Here is a 19,312-nt window from a genome sequence, read left to right on the forward strand (position 1 = left end):
TTGTTGAACATGATTTCTAACTTTCACGAGCTAATCATTTACTATTAGAAATACAAGAATGAAAATCTTTGCCAATAGGTGCTTGAGAAATACTTAAATAAAATGATGGTAAAATAGCATATATATGATCAAAAATATCTGATTGTATGCGTTCGTATTCTAACCATGCTGTAGTATTGGTAAAACAATAAATTTCAATGGATATACCATAATGTGTAGGCGGTAATTGACGTACCATCAATGTCATATCTTGTCTAATTTCTTTATGTTCAGAAAGATAACGTTCCAAATATACTCGAAAACAACCAATATTAGTTAGGTTTCTAAAATTTAGAATATTTACATTATTAAAATCAGAGCTATTATTATAATTTGATATCTCTTCTATTTTAAATTGTAGATAGTTTTCCAATAATTTTATCTGTTTAAATTCATTAATTTCTGAATCATTGATAAAATGTACACTTGTAGAATCGATATAAAAGCTACGTTTAATTCTTCTGCCTCCGGCATCAGTCATTCCTTTCCAGTTTTTAAATGAATCAGAAATCAATGCATAAGTTGGAATCGTGGTAATAGTTTTATCCCAATTCTGAACCTTTACCGTAGTTAAGCTAATATCAATAACATCCCCATCTGCACCATACTTTGGCATTTCAAGCCAATCTCCTACATTTAGCATTTTATTTGCAGATAATTGCACCCCAGCAACCAAACCTAAAATAGGGTCTTTAAATACTAACATCAATACTGCTGTCATAGCTCCTAAACCACTTAGTAAAATAAGTGGCGACTTACCAAATACAATAGAAGAAAAAAACAATGCTGAAACAATAAAAACTATAATTTTAATACTTTGTATTATACCTCTGGTTGGTATGTTTTTTCCAACTTGAGTATTTACAATTAACTTATCTACAATATCTAAAAATGAAAACATAGATAGCATAGAAAATAAGACAACCCATAATCTAACTATAGATAATAAAACCTCATATAAAGCACCATGATGTGTTAACCATAAATCAAACTGAATACCAATAACAACACCTTGAATAAGAAACACTATACGGCCAAATAACTTTCCATTTAAAAAAGAACAAATCCAAGTAGATTCAGATCTTATAGACAATAACTTCAACCAACTTAAAATACCACGATGAAAAAAAAGATGAATCATTATAGAACAGATTGCAATAACAATAGATATTTCAATAAAACCTAGAGATTTTAATTCATAAAAACCTTTATTAACAAACCAGTCATTAATATAATCAAACACAAAAACATCCTTTAAAATTAAAAATCACCAAAAAGAATCGGTTTACCATAAAAATATCCTTGTAGGTAATCCACATCATTATTTATTAAGAAATCAGCCTGCTCTTTATTTTCCACACCTTCAACAACAACAATAATATTCAACCTTTTAGCTAATGAAATTATCGAATCGATAATAAAAAAGCCATTTTTACTAGCAAAAATGGAGTCAGTAAACATTTTATCTATTTTAATTCCATCTACATTAAAATAAAGAATATTTTCTAAATTAGAATATTTTGTCCCAAAATCATCTAGAAAAACTTTAATATTTAAATCATGCAAATCACTAAGAAGATCATGAACCATTGAGGTTTTATTTATAGATTCTGTTTCAGTAATTTCCAAGATAAGTTGTATATGCTTAGTTTCTTCATTTCTTGAAAATTCAGAGCATATTTTTAACAACTCCGTAGCGTAAGGCGGTAATAAATGTGTTGCGCAAATATTAATACTAATCTTATACCCATTAGGAAATTTAAATGGGTTTAAACGACAAATATCATATACTTTCCGTATTATTTCAATAGTCATCGGAAAAATCAATTTTGAGCTTTCAGCTAAAGAAATAAACTCATCAGGATAAATGATTTTTTCATTATGATGCCAACGCATTAAAATCTCACAACCAACAACCACTCCACTTTTATTAACAATTGTTTGGGAATAAGGATATAGCTCACCATTTTCCAACATCTCACTCATATTTATCATTAGCATAAACCTATAAATTTAAAGCGGGTAAACAATACGAAACCTCTTCTTTTTAATTAAATTTATTTAAAGAAATATAAAATTATATGCATAAAAAATTAGATAGAAGTTAAAAACTATCTATATTGAAAAATATATCATATCCATATTATTTTTAGTAAAAGTTAGACTTCACTGGATAGTGAAGTCTAACTTTATTCTAGTTAATATATAACTCTACTCTACGATTCTTATAACGACCTTCTTCATTATTATTTATTGCAACTGGTTCACTTGATCCTTTTCCTTCAAAAGTAATTCTATTATGAGAAATACCTTGTTTTATTAAATTATCATAAATATATCTAGCACGTTCTTTAGAAATTTGTTTATTGATAGTCTCGCTACCTGTAGAATCAGTGTGACCGATTATATGAACATTTAAATATTCATATTCTTTTAAAGTTAACACAACGTCATCTAATAATAATATAGAATCAGGTTTAATCGAACCTACTTTGAACATTACACCACTGATAACATAAAATTGTTTCTTTTCTTCAATTTTAGTAACTTCTATTGGTACCTCTTTAATTATTTCTGTTGGCGTATATATTTGTTTTTCTTGCTTACCAAAATAATAACTTAGCCCCCATGTAAACTGGTAAGTATCCATCGGATGTTCTAGGTATGAAGGTATATCATAAAAATCAAACCCAATTCTCGCCGATATGGAACTCGATATTTCATATTCTAAACTTGTCCCGTATGAAGAAAAGAATGCAGAGCTTTTATTGTAGCCAAATGCAGATGTAGCACCAAATTTCCCAACAACTTTCAAATCACTGCTGATTGGATAGTTACCACGTACGCCAATAGTAGCAAGATGTAAAGTGTTATGATCATAACCTTGTATAAAGTCATAACTTGTATAAGCACCAAAGTTCCGATTTATATCATAACCGAAATCAAATTTTCCACTCAGGCTAAAATTATCTCTTTCATCATGAAAATTTGTTGAACCAGTACCTAAACTGGTGCCAACCCATATTTTTTCATCGATAAATCCATTAGCATATGCTTCCACACAAAAGGGAAACAGGAAAATAATAGAATATATCAATTTAATTAGTTTCATTTAGCCTTACACCCAAAAATAATTTATATCCTTTTAAGAGAAATAATATACGTTTATTATTTCAATTATTTAATAGAAATACATGTATCGCCAATCATAGCATAAACTGAATGTTTATTAGTTGAATACTTAAACTCACCTTGTAGATTTAACAAGGAATAAACTATTGCATCGATATTTATACCATTGGAGGTTTTTGTTCCGCCTATACTAGGATAATAAATTCCATGATCTATAAGACTTGGCCATCTATCGTGCTGCCTTAGAGTTAGTGAAGGTTCAGAATAATTGTATTTACCCCATAAATCATTATCAAATTTTTTCCATTCGTTTAAGTCAGAAATAAAATAATCACGTAGCGTTTTATTCGTCATTATTGGTACCCAATCAGTTCTTCCAGCTATTTTTTCAAGATTGTAAAACTCACAAGTTGCTTTACCCTTAAATTGTCGGAAATATCCTTTTCTATACTGAGTATAACCTGCAGACTCAAGAATTTCACTATAACCTTGTTTCTCAACCCATTCTATATGAGGTGGTGCAGCATAAATCGCACCCTCTTTCACTGTACTGTACCTAAGAGGTATGCAGTTTCCTGTGCCATCAGAACATGGGTACCCATTCTGTGCTACAAAATGAACATCTTTCTTAACTACCTGTAAAGTACCTGATTCATTACCCTTATATTCAACTGCTACAGACAATTTGTTTATTTCTTTATTCTTATTTTTTAAATAGATAATTAATTGACCATTGTGATCAGTCACACTATTCTTAGATGATAAATCCAAAGTAATATCATCAGTATTTATATTTGTTGATACTTCGAGTAAAGCATTTGGTACAGGATTTAGGTTATAATCTAAAAGTGTCGCTGTTAACTGATTAAAATCCTTGCCATTTGCCAATGCATAATTTCTATTTATTACTAAACTGGATTCTTCAGAGAGCTGACCAGTTGATGCATTACCTATATAATCAATAATCGAACTAGTTAAAATATTTTCCTTATCATTAGCATCTTCTATTCTAAATCTATATGTACCAGATTTAAAACTAGTTGTTGTAATATCTATTTTTGTACCTACTAAATTTTTCTGAGCAAGATTTACATCCTCAGCCCGTAATGAACCATCTAAGTGTAAAATATTAAAACTATCATTAATGTTTGGTATATTTACTTCTGCAAGTTTTTGTTCTTGACCATTAGCTACTATGACATATTTTAACATATTTAATGATAGATTTCTGTTTACTAGACATGTCGAATAGTATTTTTTTGAGGCGTCATAATCAGACAAATCACCATTGTTAAGGTTAAAAGACTTAAAACTTCCATAATTTTTTATTAAGTAGTCTTTATCTTTTGGCCATTTATCTAATTTAGAATTTCCAGATAAAAATAACGCTTGGATATCTTCATTTGAAGGTATAACACCTAATGTTTGACAAAATAAATCAGCCGATTCCTTAGTGTAACCTGAAATAGTATTTTTCACCCCAGAGTCCCATATTGCATCCACATTAAAACCTTTAGAGGTTGCCTTTAAATACGTGTATGGTGCAATATACATATCTTTATTAATAAAAATATCTTCCCAATCAGCATCTCCACCTTTAGCTGAAGCTTTTATTTTCATCAACCCTGATGTATAACCACCATAGTGATCGGCAATAATATAGCTAACATAATGATCATCAACACTAGACGTTAAAAAAGTAAATGTTTTATTAGATGTAGATTCAGGATGTTTAGATAAAACTGTTGCAGTGAAACTTTGAACAGACACTAATTGCCACTCTTGATTTTCAGGATCTGTAATTGTAAGTTTCTTTAATTTTGATAAATTAATTTCTAACTTTTCACCTATGATCGCATCAATACCCTCTTGTTGAAAATCATAATTAATTTCACTTATTTTAGGTGGGTGATTTATTGCTTCAGAAATAGTAACATAAATCAATCCCATTACTGCTTCATCTGGTTTATCATCATCATGAACTGTAAATATAATTCGATTCCATCCAGAAAGTTCAGGAGGAGTAAATATTATATTATTATCATTAATTGTGACTTTTCCTAAATTTTCTCCCATACCCTGAACTTGCACGGAATCAGCATTGAGATAATAACTATTTTTCCACTGTTCCCCAAACAAAACTGGAAGGTTTAATTTTTCATCGTTGCCATCACTCAATGTCATTGCATAAGAGATTGGTGCTAACATAGGCTTTTCAGCTTTAGTCGCTAATACATTTAATGAAGCTTTCACTGATGCACTTCCAGTTTGATGTGCATGGTATGAATACTTACAAAACTCTCCGTTAGGTATATCTACTGTTACACCTAAACCTTGTAAACTAGGAGTACCACAATCTAAGTTATCAACATCAGGATAAACAGAAGATATTTTAATATCATTTCCTCTAAGAAATGGGGTTAGATCTAAATATGTTTTCGTTTGTGGTTCCACAACACTAAAACCATCCATAGCTAAAAGTGCTGCAGACTCTTCGATAGTTGATGATGATTCTTTTTCTGCCCCTTCTTTTCCACACCCAATTAATGATAATATTAGTATTATAGGAGATAATCTAAATATACTTTTTTTCTTAAACATTATAAGTCTCTCATTTAATAAACATCAAATTCGTGCTTCAAATAATAATGTGAATTGCCCAGTATAAGTTGAACCTTTAAAATATTCTTCTGAAACTGGTTCAAAACTTACTTTTATTTTAGCCATTGCCCTTATTTGATTTTCAGAATCTATTACAATACGTTTTGTTGTTGTATTTATTATTGGCTCTCCATCAACTATTATTTTATTATTACCTACACATCCAGACGTACAAGTTGCATCATATTTAATTTCCTTTTTATCACCTTTATTAGAAATCAAACTAAAGTATTCATTATTTGGAGGTAACAAACCTAACCATAGACCATTTGGGAAAAAACCTGTTGCTGTTATCATATATGTTGTTTCCCCGCTAACTTTCAAAGGAAAGTGATACTTAATATCCATCGAATCTTGACCGTTAACGTCAACTAAGTTTATATATTGAGGAGTGTAATCTACCGTGAAATTAATATTAATAGGTAACAATTGACGTACTCTCACCCCATTAATTATATAATCATAAGTAGCTGTAACATTTATATTTCCATTATAAACCCCAGACTTCGCATGTGATTTATTAAAAGAATCATACCATACTTTCCCATCTATTTTAGAAAAGTATACTTTATAGTGTGTAATTGGATTTGATAATTTATTTAATCTAAAAACATGAGAACCATTACCCTTTCCAGTAACTAAAATATCTTTCCCATACACTGAAGTTATTGCTGTCCCAGTGGATTCATCAGAGGAATCAACATAGTTTGCCAATCGATACATCATCCCCTGGATTGATATAGGAACAATGACTCTTGTCGATTTATTAGTTAGGGATAATTCGACTATATCATTATTTACTATACCACCAGGGATAACGTATTCAGCTGAAGGTAAATTTATTGGGATATCCCAATACAATGGTACTTGCCCATTGGCCTTATTCTCAAGGCTTGAATTATCAATTCTATCACCTTTAATATCAATATTTATTTCAGATGAATATAAGTATGAATGATAAGATATACTAAATAGTATAAAAAAACATGTAAAAACATTATAAATTTGTGCGTTCTTCATCAAATACCCTTATTTGATACAACTTCACTTTGTACCATGTCTAATGTTTCTTTAAAGTCTAAATGATGAGTACTTAGCTCAATATTCATCTTTTTAGCATTTACCATTTGATCATGAAGTTCTATATTTAATTTGCGACCAGAGAGTATATATGAAACCTTAGAACATCGTTCTTTATTTTCAGAAATAGTATTTTTTGGACACGAATCTAAAACCGCCCTTATATAAGTTCTACCATTATTTTCAATATAAACATTGTTTTTTTCATATTTAATTTTATAGCTTAATGGCTTATCTTCCTTTGCTGGAACTATAAGAATTGGAGCAAAACCCATCGCAACCTTTACCGAGTGTGTAATCGGTTCCCCTTCACTAAAATAAGGAGTTGGAATGAAAGATAATTGATAAACCTTATCAGTCATCGGCATACCAAAGTTTTTTAGATCATACTCAACTTTAAATGTTTTATTAAGTTTTGGCTCAATAATTGTTCTTGCAGGACGAACCAGTAAACTCCATTTGTCAATATTACTCCTAACATATTCTGTTTTTTTTATTTCACCATCTACTACGTTTATTTCAGATACACCTACTTGAATAAATTGACGATAATCTTCAGCACTAGTTATAATGAATTCTGACTTATTTTCTTCAGAAAACTTTATCATTGAATCAATACCAATAGAATGTGAATTAAAAGATGTAAAACACAACCCAAAAATGATTATTTTAATTTTATTATTCATTTAATTAATCTCACTGCAAATATTTTATCTATATCAACTTCATCTGTAATAACATAGGCGTCTAGATTATCTAATAGAGAACGTTGTTCTATAGAATAAGTGGTTTTGTATGGGACATAAACATAACTAACCTTCCCAATATTTATAGATTTAGAGTCTAGGCCAGCTTGGTTTAATTTTTCAATTATTTTTTCTGCTTCTGTAGTAACTTCATACTTACCAATATAAATTAACAAGTCATTATTATGATCGATTTTTTTCACATCTAAGCTTTCATGCTTATAAATTAACAAGCCATCATTATTTAGACCAGGTAAGCAATATGCATATATATATCGGCTTCCGATTAAATCTGAATCATATACACATTCCCTTTTATCTGAAATTATCTTAAAAGCTTTATCTTGATAGTAATTAATACGAAAAACCCCATCTGTAGATAAAACCTCGATATTCCTGCACCCATTACCTATACATCGTGCAGTATTTATAGGATCACCATTAATGTCATTTAAAATAAAAATTTGACTTTTAAGCGGTATAATTTCACTGTTAAGATGATAATAATTTCCAGGCATAACAAAGTATTCATCATTATCAAGAGCATTAACATTAATAGACTCATCGTCTAATTTAAAATTAATAAGAGAATATGCTGGAATACTTACCATTTTTTTCTCATTAATATCAACGGCATCGCTATACCAATATTTTCCGTTCTTAAGCGCAATATAATCTACAGATTCTATTTCTGAAGATTCTGTGCTCATAAGCTTTGGGGTCAGCTCTATAAAAGCTTGTCCTTTTTGAAAGGTTCCACTAACACCATCAGATGAAAACATTTGTGTGCCTGAGATATTTGCAGAAATTGAACGTTCCCCTTCTGAATTTATATAACTATAAGTATCATATTTTGCAATATCAGTATTACCTTGTAAGGACAAAGCTGCTTCGGTCGTAGTATTACTTTCACCATAGCGCTTAATGCCTATTTGTGATGTGCTACTCCACCCATCATTATTAGTCAAATAACTAACATCAGTGTAAGAATAGGTTTTTTTGTTATCCATAATACTCATCCCAATACGACTCGAAACATTATCTCCCCAATGGAAATTCCAAGAAATACCAGTATTATATGACTCTTGATCAAATTGATTTTTATTATAAGATGCGGACACACTAATATCCCCACCAAACAATGGACGAGACCAAGTAATAGAAACGTTATCATTTAAGGATTTAAAATTATTTCCTTCATACTCATATCTAAAATAATTAATATAAGCATGTCCATTAAAAAAACGACCTGATAAGCCAGCACCATATTCTTTAAAATTATTGAGACCATATAAATTATGAGATAGAACATCTATATTATTTAAATCATCATGCTTCATTTCTCTAAAATTAAATGACATAGGAGTTATATTTAATTGTGCAAATTGATACTCATCTCCATTACTAAAAAGCCCTAAAGAGTACTGGATGTTAATATTTTCATCAAAAGATAAACGAGATCCTAATATAGTCTCAATATTATCACCATTAGTAGTAAAACCAGAACCAATTAACCAAGATTCTGTAGCTCTATGGGTCACTAGTGTGCTAATGTAATTCCTATCATTCGAATAATCATTATATTTATAATACCCATAAATATTTCTATTTTTATTTTCTAATTGTCCAACTTCTAATCGATAATCCCAACCGCTGAGTGGAAGTGCGAATGATGAATTATTTACTACAGAACGTTTCTCTTCAAGAATAATATTTGATCCTTGTTTCAAACGTAACGTAACCGTATATGTTCCTATTGGTAATTCATCGTATCCTATAGAGTTCTCACCAGAATCCACTACTTTTGTAACAATAAGTCGATCATTATTATATACTTCTAACTGTCCTCCTTGTGGAGAAAAGAAATATAATCTTTGTAATGAGGAATACTCATTCTTTATTAAATTATAACTACTACCAATGATTGCAGAAACCCCTGAGTAGTTTGCTCCACTAATAAGAAAATCAGTGCTATTTAGGTTTATATTTCTATCATTTTTATACCCTAAAACAGTTCGACTACCCTCTGATTCATAATTATAAAGCAATCTATCTATATCAAAACTACTTTTACTATCCATACTTTGTAATTTCGAATCAAACGAAACATACCCATTAGGTAAGCCTAACAAACTTTCATTATTCCAATTTAAACTTTGATTATTTTGGTTAACATATGTATATAAATTAGACCAGTTAATTAATGATACTCTAGAATTAACTGGATTATAATACTCCACCTCTCCAGTGAATGGTATAAACATATCTGTTGAAACAAATATACGTAATAATTTTGTATCATAATCAAAAACAAATTCTACTTCCCCTGGAATATCTTCAGGTATACAAGAAGAAAGTACACTTTGACAATTTGGGTTAGCTTTAACACCTTTATTTAGCTTATCAATAATATTTTCTATATATTTTTCTTTTAATTTTTCACCCACCAAAAAATCAAAAATCACCTTATTAGATTCTTTATTATTTGTTAACTGAAAAAAATCATAACTTACGTTAGCAACAATATAGCTACTTTGTTGAGAGCCCTCTATAACTACTTCTATGCGATCTTCATGCTGTTCAAAAAAGTCAACAAATTCCATAGGAAAATAACTAGCAAATGCTGAAGGATTACACCCAACAATTGATAGCGTCAATATTGTAATTATTTTTATTTTCATAAACTCATCGCCTCAACTTGTACCCTCAATGTTCCAAAACATTGTTGAGACACAAATCGTTCCTGTGGTATTTCAGGATAATTGACTGTCATAAAATGCTCATCCGAAATACCTTTGAATACAGTTCCTTCTTTGCTCCAAGAATTACTATTGAGCTTCACTTCCACATCAAACGCACCATAAACTTCACATTGGTGTGAAGACTCGGCTAGACTTAACCTATATTCTATTGGCTGGTCATTCAAAGAAATCACTTCAAATGGAATCTTTAAAGGATCAAATGATCGTTCTTTAGAAGAGTAATTCGTCACAAATAGAGAATTTCTAACTCTAATTTCAATTGAGTCTGTTATATTACTTTCTATTGTAACCTTTGGAAAAAAAGTATGACTATGAACAGCAAAAGCATCTGAAGCATACGCAAACATTAATGCAACTTGAAAATAGATAAGTTTAATCATTAAAGCGCCCTAAAGTAAGGGGCTCCCAGCCCCTTACTTTTATTAAATCAACAATATATGTTATAAGTATTTATAATGACTGAGTAGACACCGCAACTTGTGCCATGACTTGCCAAGTTTGGTTAGAATCAGCACCTTCAAGACTTACTTTATCACTAGCTTTTCCAAGCTTAATTGATGCTGGCATACCACTTGAGTATTTTTTACTTGTTGTATTAGAAATAACATCACCATTGGCTGTAACTGTAAAATACCCATTCTGGTCACCATCACTCACGAGACCACCTGTACCTGATTTTAGATTTGCAAGGGAGACATTATATTCAACCCCTTCGTTATCAATTGATGGATCAAAAGAACCATCAGATAACTCTTTATCTTTCACTACTTTAAAATTAAAGACTGATGAATCAACTAAATTTATTAGACCAGCCTTATTCTCTAAAGACATAACACCATTGCTTGTATTTACGTTCGACAACAAAGATTGTCCGTCAAAACTAACCAGCCAATAACCAGCTTCACTAGTTGATGGAGCTGGCACTGTGCCTGACCACTGAAAACTTGCTGTACCCATATCACCCGTACCCGTCGCACTTAATGCCAAATTACTAAATGCTAATGATGCAATAGTCGTTAAAGTTAGAACTGTTTTTTTCATTTGAACTCCATATAATTACATTATTTTTACTTACAAAAATTGATTAACCACTTCTTCTCTCAACACTATCATTTGATACAAAATCCAAGTAATCGGAACAGTTATCAATAATAATCTTGTCATCTTCAGCTCTGAAATGACATCAAGCTAAGACTAAATCTTGCAACCTCATTTAATACACAACTCAAACAAGGAGCATAAAGTGATACAAAAATGCATACTTAAAAACTTTCTATTTTTATCAATAGAAAATGATTAAATTCAAGACTTACACTTAAACCAAATACAGAAAGTAAGCATACGTTTCTTGCTAAGCGATAATTACAAAAATATCAAAAAACGACAATCAACAAAACCTTAATCCTGGCAATAGAAAAACTATCACCCTGAGATATTGACTTTCTCTTGTACTAATTTAGATTTAATAAAAAAATATAAATTATAATGAAAATATGCATAACTCATTTCATCAAAATCTTACTAGTAAAGTAGAACATGGCTTTAATATCAAAAGGTTAAATTATGATCTATTGAGAAAAGCAAAGGGAAATAGACAATAAATATTTTTTTTTATTTTTTTTGTTTTATTTTTTTTTAATTACATTATTATCCGCGAGATCTTTAACCAACGTAACATCAAATTTACATACGGGAAACAATGAAAATCACTCATTTACCTCTTAATGCACTTAGAGCATTTTTAGTGTCAGCTAAATATTTAAGTTTTACTGGAGCTGCTACAGAGTTATGTGTAACACAAGCAGCGGTAAGCCAATTAGTTAGAAACCTTGAGGCTCAACTAAATGTAAGCTTATTTATACGTCAATCAAGAGGTTTAACTTTATCAGAAGACGGTAAAGTTTTATATCCAGTATTAAAGGATGCATTTAATAATATAGCTCACGCATTACAACATTTAGAGCATGGTAGCTTTAAAGAAACAGTATCAATTGGTGTCGTTGGTACTTTTGCATTAAATTGGTTATTGCCTCGTATTGACGATTTTAATATTAATCATCCTTTTATTAAGTTAAAAATATCGACAAATAACAATACTATTGAACCTAGCTTTCAAAATTTAGATTATATAATTAAGTTTGGCCAAGGGAACTGGCCAAATATGGATTCCTTTAAAATCATTGAAGCTCCTTTTTCTGTATTATGCAATCAAAGTTATATGAATAATATTACTAGCACTCAAGATCTATTAAAATTAAAATTATTACGATCTTACAATATAGATGAATGGCCAGCTTGGTTTAAAGAAGCAAATATATCAGTCCAAGCCCCAGAATTAGAGACCATAACTTTTGATTCTTCTATAACAATGATAGAGGCAGCCATAAAAGGTTACGGTATAGCATTAGCTCCACCTATTATGTTTCAAGAACACTTAGATAATTGTGTTTTATTTCAACCATTTAACATTTACTTAAAAAGAGGGGGTTATTGGTTAACAAAATTAAAAAGAAAAACTGAAAGTAGCGGTCAAATATTGTTCAAAACCTGGCTTATTGAAGAAGCAAATAAAATGTCTATTATTAAATGAATTAACTATCATATAGAAAAATTTTAGATACACCCCCTAACTTTGTCAAACAAGTAGGGGGTTTTCTTTATTCATACTACACTTTTATTGTCAAAAATCGCTATAATCCACCCTCTGTTCCCTACAATCGACTATTTAAATTATGACTAGAAAACATATCTACATCGCCTACACTGGCGGCACGATCGGCATGAAACGTTCTTCTCATGGCTACATTCCTGCCGATGGTTTTATGACTCAACAGTTGCAAGCAATGCCTGAGTTCCACCGCGAAGAGATGCCACTTTTTACGGTACATGAATATTCTCCACTAATGGATTCTTCTGATATGACGCCAAATGACTGGCAGCATATCGCTAATGACATTAAAGCCAACTATGATAAGTATGACGGTTTCGTGATTCTGCACGGCACCGATACCATGGCCTACACGGCTTCTGCTTTATCTTTCATGTTTGAAAACCTTGGCAAGCCAGTCATTGTCACCGGTTCTCAAATTCCATTAGCAGAGCTGCGTTCAGACGGTCAGGCCAACTTATTAAATGCCCTGCACATTGCGGCAAACTACCCAATCAATGAAGTGACTTTATTTTTTAATAACCAATTGATGCGCGGTAACCGTAGTACTAAATCGCGTGCTGATGGCTTCAATGCTTTCACATCACCTAATATGCCTCATCTACTTGAAGCAGGGATCAACATTCAAGTCAGCAATCCAGACTTAATTGATAAAAAACCAAAAGGTGAATTTCGAGTTCATACCATCACACCACAACCGATTGGCGTGATTACCATGTACCCTGGGATCTCGCATGAAGTGATTCGTAACACATTGCGTCAACCCGTCAATGCAATGATCTTGCTGACCTTCGGTGTGGGTAACGCCCCGCAAAACAAAGAAATGCTTGGCCATTTAAAAGAAGCGTCAGAGCGTGGCGTGATTGTAGTTAACCTAACTCAGTGTTTAACTGGTAAAGTAAATATGGATGGTTACGCGACCGGTGTCTCTTTAGCAGAAGCAGGTGTAATTAGTGGTTATGATATGACGCATGAAGCAACCCTAGCGAAACTACACTACCTACTGAGTAAAGAGCTAAGCTACGAAGAAATTAAATCTCAGATGAAGCAAGTATTGCGCGGTGAGATGAGTTTATAAATAAAAGGTCACTAGTTTTGAGTCCCTAGTTACGCTTCGCTCTAGAAAAGCACCACTATTATTAAGTGGCGCTTTCCCTAGAAACTAGGAACTAGGAACTAGGAACTAGGAACTAGGAACTAGGATGATATTCTAATTCTCCACCTTCACTCGCAAAATATCCTCTTCCGCTTCTGAAAATTGCTTTTTAAGTTCAGCTTTCGATTTGAAAGTCACATCTCCACCCGCGGCAACCGACATATGCTGAGAATCATGGTTATGCTTTGACTGATACAGCATCACCGCTTGCATGCATGAATCGCGTTGCTCTTTGGTGATTGGCGAGCCATCTAACCAACGGCCCGTTTCAATGGCATAGTTTAAACGCTCGAACACTTCCGGTGTCATCGCATTCAGTAATTGTTCTACATTCATATTCTTATCCCTTTCGAATTATAGCGACAACATTAAATAGCCTCAGCTTAGGCTAAATAATGCAAAAATGTGTGTTAACGATTAAAAACTAACGACACCGAATTCACACAAAAACGCTGACCAGTTGTTTCTTGAGGACCATCTAAAAATACATGTCCTAAATGACTATCACATTGCGCACAACGGATTTCAGTTCGCATCATTCCATGACTATGATCTTCTAAATATTTAATTACGTTTTTTGAGATCGGTTTATCAAAACTTGGCCAGCCACAACCAGAGTCGAATTTATCATCTGAGGCAAATAAATCAGCTCGGCAACAAGTACATTGATAAATACCCGTTTCTTTATTATGAAGCAATGTACCTGAGTATGGTGCTTCCGTTCCCCCAAGACGACAGATTCTATATTGTTCTTCTGTTAGAGATGTTTCCCATTCTTTATCCGTCTTTTTCACAACGACCTCATTATTATGCACTGCAAAGTCAACCATTATTAAAGCAAAATTATTACCCTACTTTACCATTGATTGTTTTGAACAAAAACTTGCCAATGACCCATGATGTGGCACATACTTCCCCACAGTTTAAAATAGTGACTTGAATCACAGGAAACTATGGTTCATAGTCTCAATGTTTCCAAATTGGTAGTCATACCAATTCCAACAAGTAATTAATCATCTTAGCTTGTTAAAAAGCTCGCTAACTGTGCTATAAAATTTGTATGTAGTAACCTGCTAACAGAAATTTTATGCCTTGTTATCAAGCTTTTCTCTACGCTAATTTAATCTCTTACTTATTGGGTTTGGTATAATGAAATCAGAAACATACATGCTGGGCATGAATTAATCGACTTAGGATAATTCAGAAAGAAAGTAACTATTTTTTTTGATTTTAAACAAGTAAATACCGATTATGCCTTGCAGTATGTGATTAGTTTCTGTAATTTTACTACCAGTTATCTTTAATCTAAAATTAAGTTGTGGAGCAACTACAATGACTATCAAAGTAGGTATTAACGGTTTTGGCCGTATTGGACGTTTTGTTTTCCGTGCTTCTGTTGAACGTGACAACATCGAAGTTGTTGGTATCAACGACCTTATCGACGTAGAGTACATGGCATACATGCTTAAGTATGATTCAACTCATGGTCGTTTCAACGGTACTGTTGAAGTAAAAGACGGTAACCTTATCGTTAACGGTAAAACTGTACGTGTTACAGCTGAACGTAACCCAGAAGATCTTAAGTGGAACGAAATCAACGTTGACGTTGTAGCTGAAGCAACTGGTCTTTTCTTAACTGACGAGACTGCACGTAAGCACATCACAGCTGGTGCTAAGAAAGTTGTTCTTACAGGTCCTTCTAAAGACGCAACTCCAATGTTCGTTAACGGCGTAAACTTCGACACTTACGCTGGTCAAGATATCGTTTCTAACGCATCTTGTACTACTAACTGCCTAGCGCCTATCGCTAAAGTTCTTAACGACAAGTGGGGCATTGAGTCTGGTCTTATGACTACTGTTCACGCAACTACAGCAACTCAAAAAACTGTAGATGGTCCTTCTGCGAAAGACTGGCGTGGTGGTCGTGGTGCTTCTCAAAACATTATCCCATCTTCAACTGGTGCAGCTAAAGCAGTAGGTGTTGTACTTCCTGAAGTACAAGGCAAACTAACTGGTATGGCTTTCCGTGTACCAACAGCTAACGTTTCTGTAGTTGACCTAACTGTTAACCTAGCAAACGCAGCAACTTACGAAGAAATCTGTGCTGAAATGAAGCGCGCTTCTGAAGGTGAACTAGCTGGCGTTCTTGGCTACACTGAAGATGCTGTTGTTTCTCAAGATTTCATCGGCGAAACTAACACCTCTGTATTCGATGCAGCTGCTGGTATCGCACTTAACGACAAATTCGTTAAAGTTGTATCTTGGTACGACAACGAAATCGGCTACTCAAACAAAGTTCTTGATTTAATCGCTCACATCTCTAAGTAAGCATTAAGCAAGATCTTCATTTGAAGATAAGCTAAATAAAAGGCGACCATTGTGTCGCCTTTTTTGTTGATAGTTCCTGGGTGGCTAGTCCCTAGTCCCTGGGTTTTAACTGAAGCTATTTGTTTTACTGACTATAGTTATGATTTTGATGACTCCCTTCTTCAGGAAATCTTCTTTTCCTAGAGACTAGGGACCAGAAACTAGGAACCCACTCCATGAACCTAACCCATTTACCTATCATCAGTACTCTCTCTGACTGTGTCACTGTAGTCCAAAAAGACCAAGCAAAAATCATCCGAATTCAACATGCCAAAGCAGAAGCGGCAATTTCTTTATTTGGTGGTCATATTATTTCATTTAAACCGCTGAATTCAGAAGAGTTAATTTGGACTAGTGAAGATGCAGTTTTTGATGGAAAAACTCCTCTACGTGGCGGCATTCCTGTTTGTTGGCCATGGTTTGCTCGCATTGCTAAACCTGCACATGGTTTTTGTCGCACATCAGAATGGGAACTGGTTGATCATCGTGAAAATGAACAAGGCGTAATATTAAAACTCGGTCTTTGCCCTTCTAAAGAAACATTGGCGATTTGGCCTCATCAATTTACCGCCTTTCTTAATGTAGAAGTATCAGAGCAACTTAAAGTCACTCTGGATATTAAAAATACCGATGATCATGCATGGACATTTTCTGGTGCGCTGCACAGCTATTTCAACATTGCCAATATTTTAGACACTCAAATCATTGGTATGGGTGAGCATTACATCGATAAATTACAAGATGGAAAAGTTTGCTTAGGTGGAGATATACTTACTATCTCTTCAGGTGTCGACCGTGTTTACACCCATCCAACCAAGCAAGTGTGTATTTCAGATCCTCAAAATCAACGTACTATCCGTGTAGAAAACCAAGGTGATAATGCTGCTGTCATCTGGAACCCGTGGGAACTTGCACAAAGCATGGCAGATATGAAAGATGATGCTTATACCAATATGGTGTGCGTAGAGTCAACTTTATATGCTGAAACACTTGAAGATGGCTACACACTACAACCAGGTGAAAGCTATCAGTTAAGTACTCAAATTGGCTTAAAGAACTAATTTAGCAATTGAAAACTTAAAATGAATAGAACCAGAATCTGTTGATTTTTGCTGTATCTATTTTACTCAACAATACATCGGTAGCCACATCATAATAAACGCCAGCAATATCATACTGGCGTAATTTTTTACTAATTGAGCATATCTCGTTGATGTCGTTTGGCAGTGCAAGTTTGGCGCATCTTGATGAAGTTGCTCCTACAGTAGTTCGGTTATGGATCCTTATTTTTCATAAAAGGTTATTGTCATATGCCAATATCATTTATATATTAGTGTAAATGGTCAGGTAAAAGAGAATACTATGTTATTTGCCATCCCATGCAGCGAAACCTCTCTTTTTAATCACTTTTCAAAGGCCCCTCGGATTATGTTGTGGAATAGCCAAACTAATTCCAAACGAATCTTTGAATTACCTAAATCATCGCCGTGTTGTGGTCATAAACACTTATGGCGTAAAGTGATAGAAGATAATCGAGTAGATGCCGTTGTTGTTCGTTCAATTGGCTCAAATATGCTAAGTGCACTGTTTAAGCTCAATGTAAAGGTCTTGAGCGCACCACGTGGATTCTGTTTGGATGACTTTGACGTTAGCCGCTTAACGCCAGTGACTGAAATGGCATTTGCTCGCCAATCGCATAGGAAAAATAAAGCGAATTGCTCGAGAGAAAGTTCGACACACGCATCTACAATTGATCTTCGAGAAGTATTTAGTGGAGACAAAGTTCCTGGACAATGCGATTTGAATAATAAGCTTTCACCACAAGCGCTCAAACACTTAACGAAAGTATTCAAATCAACGGACCAGCCAGAGAAGTAACAATGACCTACTTAATCAGCTTTACCATATTTTTGGCTGTTACAGCTCTAATGGCAGTAGGTGTAATGCTAAATCGTCAAACCATACAAGGCAGTTGTGGTGGACTTACTAGGATCGATATAGAAAGAGAGTGTAACTGCATAGACATATGTGATGATCATGCTCGTGTACTTTACCAAATTCAAGAACCGAAAAACTCTACTTTTTAGGCTATGTCTATGATTCCCGATTCAACATGAGTGCTTGACCATGTACTAAGCTTTGCGCAACTTTGGCTCTAGCACATTTCACGATATTACCAAACGTCTGCCTAGACACACCCATACTAGCTGCTGCTGCAGCTTGACTGAGATCTTCGAGGTCAGCTAAACGCAACGCCTCGAATTCCTCATCTAACAGTTCAACTTTATCGAGTTGAGAAATTGGCACACCATTAGGTTTAAAACACTCATATGGTGCCCTTTGGCAAATGTTTCGCTCTTTTTTTGGTCTAGCCATTTTTGTTTCCTCCTTAATTATGGCCTGGGCTTGTCGCCTTTTTTACACGAGTAGTAATTTATGTCCATCACTATCCCAAACAATCATCAACAATGTGCCGTTTGTTCCAAGCCTTTCTTCAATAATGACCATACCCTCGAATTTGCTCTTATGGCTGATGGAGGCGTGATAGGCAAAATTGTACCCACAGAAAAAGTACAAGGCTATAGACATAATGACTCCCACGAAGGTGCTAGCCTCCAGTTTCGTGGGTTAGCGAAGCCAGAGCCATAATTAGTTTACTAAAGAACTAAATTAGGAGGCTAGCATGAATAACGATACCACT

General features: G+C 33.3%; 19 protein-coding genes. 6 read left to right on the forward strand and 13 right to left on the reverse strand.

Going from position 1 to position 19,312, the window contains the following annotated elements:
- Positions 1-34: 34 nt before the first annotated feature.
- The 9 genes from ACE3G9_RS14185 to ACE3G9_RS14225 all read right to left on the reverse strand — a co-directional run bounded on the left by ACE3G9_RS14185 (position 35) and on the right by ACE3G9_RS14225 (position 11,461).
- Positions 35-1,216 (reverse strand): mechanosensitive ion channel family protein, encoded by a 1,182-nt coding sequence (locus tag ACE3G9_RS14185; RefSeq protein ID WP_449219504.1) that lies wholly within the window; start codon positions 1,214-1,216, stop codon positions 35-37.
- An 83-nt stretch (positions 1,217-1,299) separates the two neighbouring features.
- Positions 1,300-2,025 carry an EAL domain-containing protein gene (locus tag ACE3G9_RS14190; protein WP_449219487.1) on the reverse strand — a complete coding sequence of 242 codons (726 nt, stop codon included), beginning with the start codon at positions 2,023-2,025 and terminating at the stop codon, positions 1,300-1,302.
- Positions 2,026-2,233: 208 nt separating this feature from the next.
- On the reverse strand, positions 2,234-3,151 hold the full coding sequence (locus ACE3G9_RS14195) for an OmpA family protein (RefSeq protein ID WP_449219488.1): 918 nt from the start codon (positions 3,149-3,151) through the stop codon (positions 2,234-2,236).
- A gap of 65 nt (positions 3,152-3,216) precedes the next feature.
- Positions 3,217-5,772 carry an Ig-like domain-containing protein gene (locus ACE3G9_RS14200; protein WP_449219489.1) on the reverse strand — a complete coding sequence of 852 codons (2,556 nt, stop codon included), beginning with the start codon at positions 5,770-5,772 and terminating at the stop codon, positions 3,217-3,219.
- A 24-nt stretch (positions 5,773-5,796) separates the two neighbouring features.
- Entirely contained in the window at positions 5,797-6,852 is a 1,056-nt protein-coding gene (locus ACE3G9_RS14205) for a hypothetical protein (RefSeq protein WP_449219490.1), read from the reverse strand.
- Entirely contained in the window at positions 6,852-7,598 is a 747-nt protein-coding gene (locus ACE3G9_RS14210) for a hypothetical protein (RefSeq protein WP_449219491.1), read from the reverse strand. Before ACE3G9_RS14210 ends, ACE3G9_RS14205 begins: the two co-directional genes overlap by 1 nt.
- A complete protein-coding gene (locus ACE3G9_RS14215; RefSeq protein ID WP_449219492.1) occupies positions 7,595-10,339 on the reverse strand; it encodes a TcfC E-set like domain-containing protein in 2,745 nt (914 codons plus the stop codon). The genes ACE3G9_RS14210 and ACE3G9_RS14215 overlap by 4 nt, the downstream gene beginning before the upstream one ends.
- The gene (locus tag ACE3G9_RS14220; protein ID WP_449219493.1) at positions 10,336-10,800 is read right to left on the reverse strand and encodes a hypothetical protein; all 465 of its coding nucleotides are present in this window, start codon (positions 10,798-10,800) and stop codon (positions 10,336-10,338) included. The genes ACE3G9_RS14215 and ACE3G9_RS14220 overlap by 4 nt, the downstream gene beginning before the upstream one ends.
- A gap of 70 nt (positions 10,801-10,870) precedes the next feature.
- Positions 10,871-11,461, reverse strand: a complete 591-nt coding sequence (locus ACE3G9_RS14225) for a hypothetical protein (RefSeq protein ID WP_449219494.1) — start codon at positions 11,459-11,461, stop codon at positions 10,871-10,873.
- A gap of 658 nt (positions 11,462-12,119) precedes the next feature.
- On the opposite strand from ACE3G9_RS14225, the gene ACE3G9_RS14230 reads away from it, so the two are divergent.
- Together ACE3G9_RS14230 and ansA are read left to right on the forward strand one after the other, a co-directional pair.
- Positions 12,120-13,010, forward strand: a complete 891-nt coding sequence (locus tag ACE3G9_RS14230) for a LysR family transcriptional regulator (RefSeq protein WP_449219495.1) — start codon at positions 12,120-12,122, stop codon at positions 13,008-13,010.
- 142 nt (positions 13,011-13,152) lie between these two features.
- A complete protein-coding gene (gene ansA, locus ACE3G9_RS14235; RefSeq protein WP_449219496.1) occupies positions 13,153-14,166 on the forward strand; it encodes an asparaginase in 1,014 nt (337 codons plus the stop codon).
- Positions 14,167-14,298: 132 nt separating this feature from the next.
- Here the strand turns inward: ansA and ACE3G9_RS14240 are convergent, their stop codons facing one another.
- Positions 14,299-14,580, reverse strand: a complete 282-nt coding sequence (locus ACE3G9_RS14240) for a YeaC family protein (protein WP_449219497.1) — start codon at positions 14,578-14,580, stop codon at positions 14,299-14,301.
- A 74-nt stretch (positions 14,581-14,654) separates the two neighbouring features.
- Positions 14,655-15,038 carry a peptide-methionine (R)-S-oxide reductase MsrB gene (gene msrB / locus ACE3G9_RS14245; protein WP_449219498.1) on the reverse strand — a complete coding sequence of 128 codons (384 nt, stop codon included), beginning with the start codon at positions 15,036-15,038 and terminating at the stop codon, positions 14,655-14,657.
- A 538-nt stretch (positions 15,039-15,576) separates the two neighbouring features.
- Here msrB and gap point away from each other — a divergent pair.
- The 4 genes from gap (at position 15,577) to nqrM (ending at position 18,698) form a co-directional block, all read left to right on the forward strand.
- Complete coding sequence (gap, locus tag ACE3G9_RS14250; RefSeq protein WP_089122609.1) at positions 15,577-16,572, forward strand: type I glyceraldehyde-3-phosphate dehydrogenase; 996 nt, start codon at positions 15,577-15,579, stop codon at positions 16,570-16,572.
- Positions 16,573-16,787: 215 nt separating this feature from the next.
- Complete coding sequence (locus ACE3G9_RS14255; protein ID WP_449219499.1) at positions 16,788-17,672, forward strand: D-hexose-6-phosphate mutarotase; 885 nt, start codon at positions 16,788-16,790, stop codon at positions 17,670-17,672.
- 301 nt (positions 17,673-17,973) lie between these two features.
- A complete protein-coding gene (locus ACE3G9_RS14260; RefSeq protein ID WP_449219500.1) occupies positions 17,974-18,489 on the forward strand; it encodes a NifB/NifX family molybdenum-iron cluster-binding protein in 516 nt (171 codons plus the stop codon).
- 2 nt (positions 18,490-18,491) lie between these two features.
- A complete protein-coding gene (nqrM, locus tag ACE3G9_RS14265; protein WP_417878657.1) occupies positions 18,492-18,698 on the forward strand; it encodes a (Na+)-NQR maturation NqrM in 207 nt (68 codons plus the stop codon).
- A gap of 7 nt (positions 18,699-18,705) precedes the next feature.
- Here the strand turns inward: nqrM and ACE3G9_RS14270 are convergent, their stop codons facing one another.
- Together ACE3G9_RS14270 and ACE3G9_RS14275 are read right to left on the reverse strand one after the other, a co-directional pair.
- Positions 18,706-18,987: a DUF134 domain-containing protein gene (locus tag ACE3G9_RS14270; protein ID WP_417878656.1), complete on the reverse strand. Its 282-nt coding sequence runs from the start codon at positions 18,985-18,987 to the stop codon at positions 18,706-18,708.
- 42 nt (positions 18,988-19,029) lie between these two features.
- Complete coding sequence (locus tag ACE3G9_RS14275) at positions 19,030-19,200, reverse strand: hypothetical protein (RefSeq protein WP_449219501.1); 171 nt, start codon at positions 19,198-19,200, stop codon at positions 19,030-19,032.
- Positions 19,201-19,312: the final 112 nt, after the last annotated feature.

Source organism: Vibrio sp. E150_018, from assembly GCF_053544035.1.

Excerpts from the sequence above, each read along its gene's own strand:
- ACE3G9_RS14215 (WP_449219492.1), bottom strand. The coding sequence starts at position 10,339 with ATGAAAATAAAAATAATTACAATATTGACGCTATCAATTGTTGGGTGT.
- ACE3G9_RS14275 (WP_449219501.1), bottom strand. The coding sequence starts at position 19,200 with ATGTCTATAGCCTTGTACTTTTTCTGTGGGTACAATTTTGCCTATCAC.
- ACE3G9_RS14200 (WP_449219489.1), bottom strand. The coding sequence starts at position 5,772 with ATGTTTAAGAAAAAAAGTATATTTAGATTATCTCCTATAATACTAATA.
- ACE3G9_RS14260 (WP_449219500.1), top strand. The coding sequence starts at position 17,974 with ATGTTATTTGCCATCCCATGCAGCGAAACCTCTCTTTTTAATCACTTT.
- ACE3G9_RS14270 (WP_417878656.1), bottom strand. The coding sequence starts at position 18,987 with ATGGCTAGACCAAAAAAAGAGCGAAACATTTGCCAAAGGGCACCATAT.
- ACE3G9_RS14255 (WP_449219499.1), top strand. The coding sequence starts at position 16,788 with ATGAACCTAACCCATTTACCTATCATCAGTACTCTCTCTGACTGTGTC.
- ACE3G9_RS14225 (WP_449219494.1), bottom strand. The coding sequence starts at position 11,461 with ATGAAAAAAACAGTTCTAACTTTAACGACTATTGCATCATTAGCATTT.
- ACE3G9_RS14230 (WP_449219495.1), top strand. The coding sequence starts at position 12,120 with ATGAAAATCACTCATTTACCTCTTAATGCACTTAGAGCATTTTTAGTG.
- ACE3G9_RS14195 (WP_449219488.1), bottom strand. The coding sequence starts at position 3,151 with ATGAAACTAATTAAATTGATATATTCTATTATTTTCCTGTTTCCCTTT.
- ACE3G9_RS14240 (WP_449219497.1), bottom strand. The coding sequence starts at position 14,580 with ATGAATGTAGAACAATTACTGAATGCGATGACACCGGAAGTGTTCGAG.
- ACE3G9_RS14190 (WP_449219487.1), bottom strand. The coding sequence starts at position 2,025 with ATGAGTGAGATGTTGGAAAATGGTGAGCTATATCCTTATTCCCAAACA.
- ACE3G9_RS14205 (WP_449219490.1), bottom strand. The coding sequence starts at position 6,852 with ATGAAGAACGCACAAATTTATAATGTTTTTACATGTTTTTTTATACTA.
- gap (WP_089122609.1), top strand. The coding sequence starts at position 15,577 with ATGACTATCAAAGTAGGTATTAACGGTTTTGGCCGTATTGGACGTTTT.
- ACE3G9_RS14210 (WP_449219491.1), bottom strand. The coding sequence starts at position 7,598 with ATGAATAATAAAATTAAAATAATCATTTTTGGGTTGTGTTTTACATCT.
- ansA (WP_449219496.1), top strand. The coding sequence starts at position 13,153 with ATGACTAGAAAACATATCTACATCGCCTACACTGGCGGCACGATCGGC.
- ACE3G9_RS14220 (WP_449219493.1), bottom strand. The coding sequence starts at position 10,800 with ATGATTAAACTTATCTATTTTCAAGTTGCATTAATGTTTGCGTATGCT.
- nqrM (WP_417878657.1), top strand. The coding sequence starts at position 18,492 with ATGACCTACTTAATCAGCTTTACCATATTTTTGGCTGTTACAGCTCTA.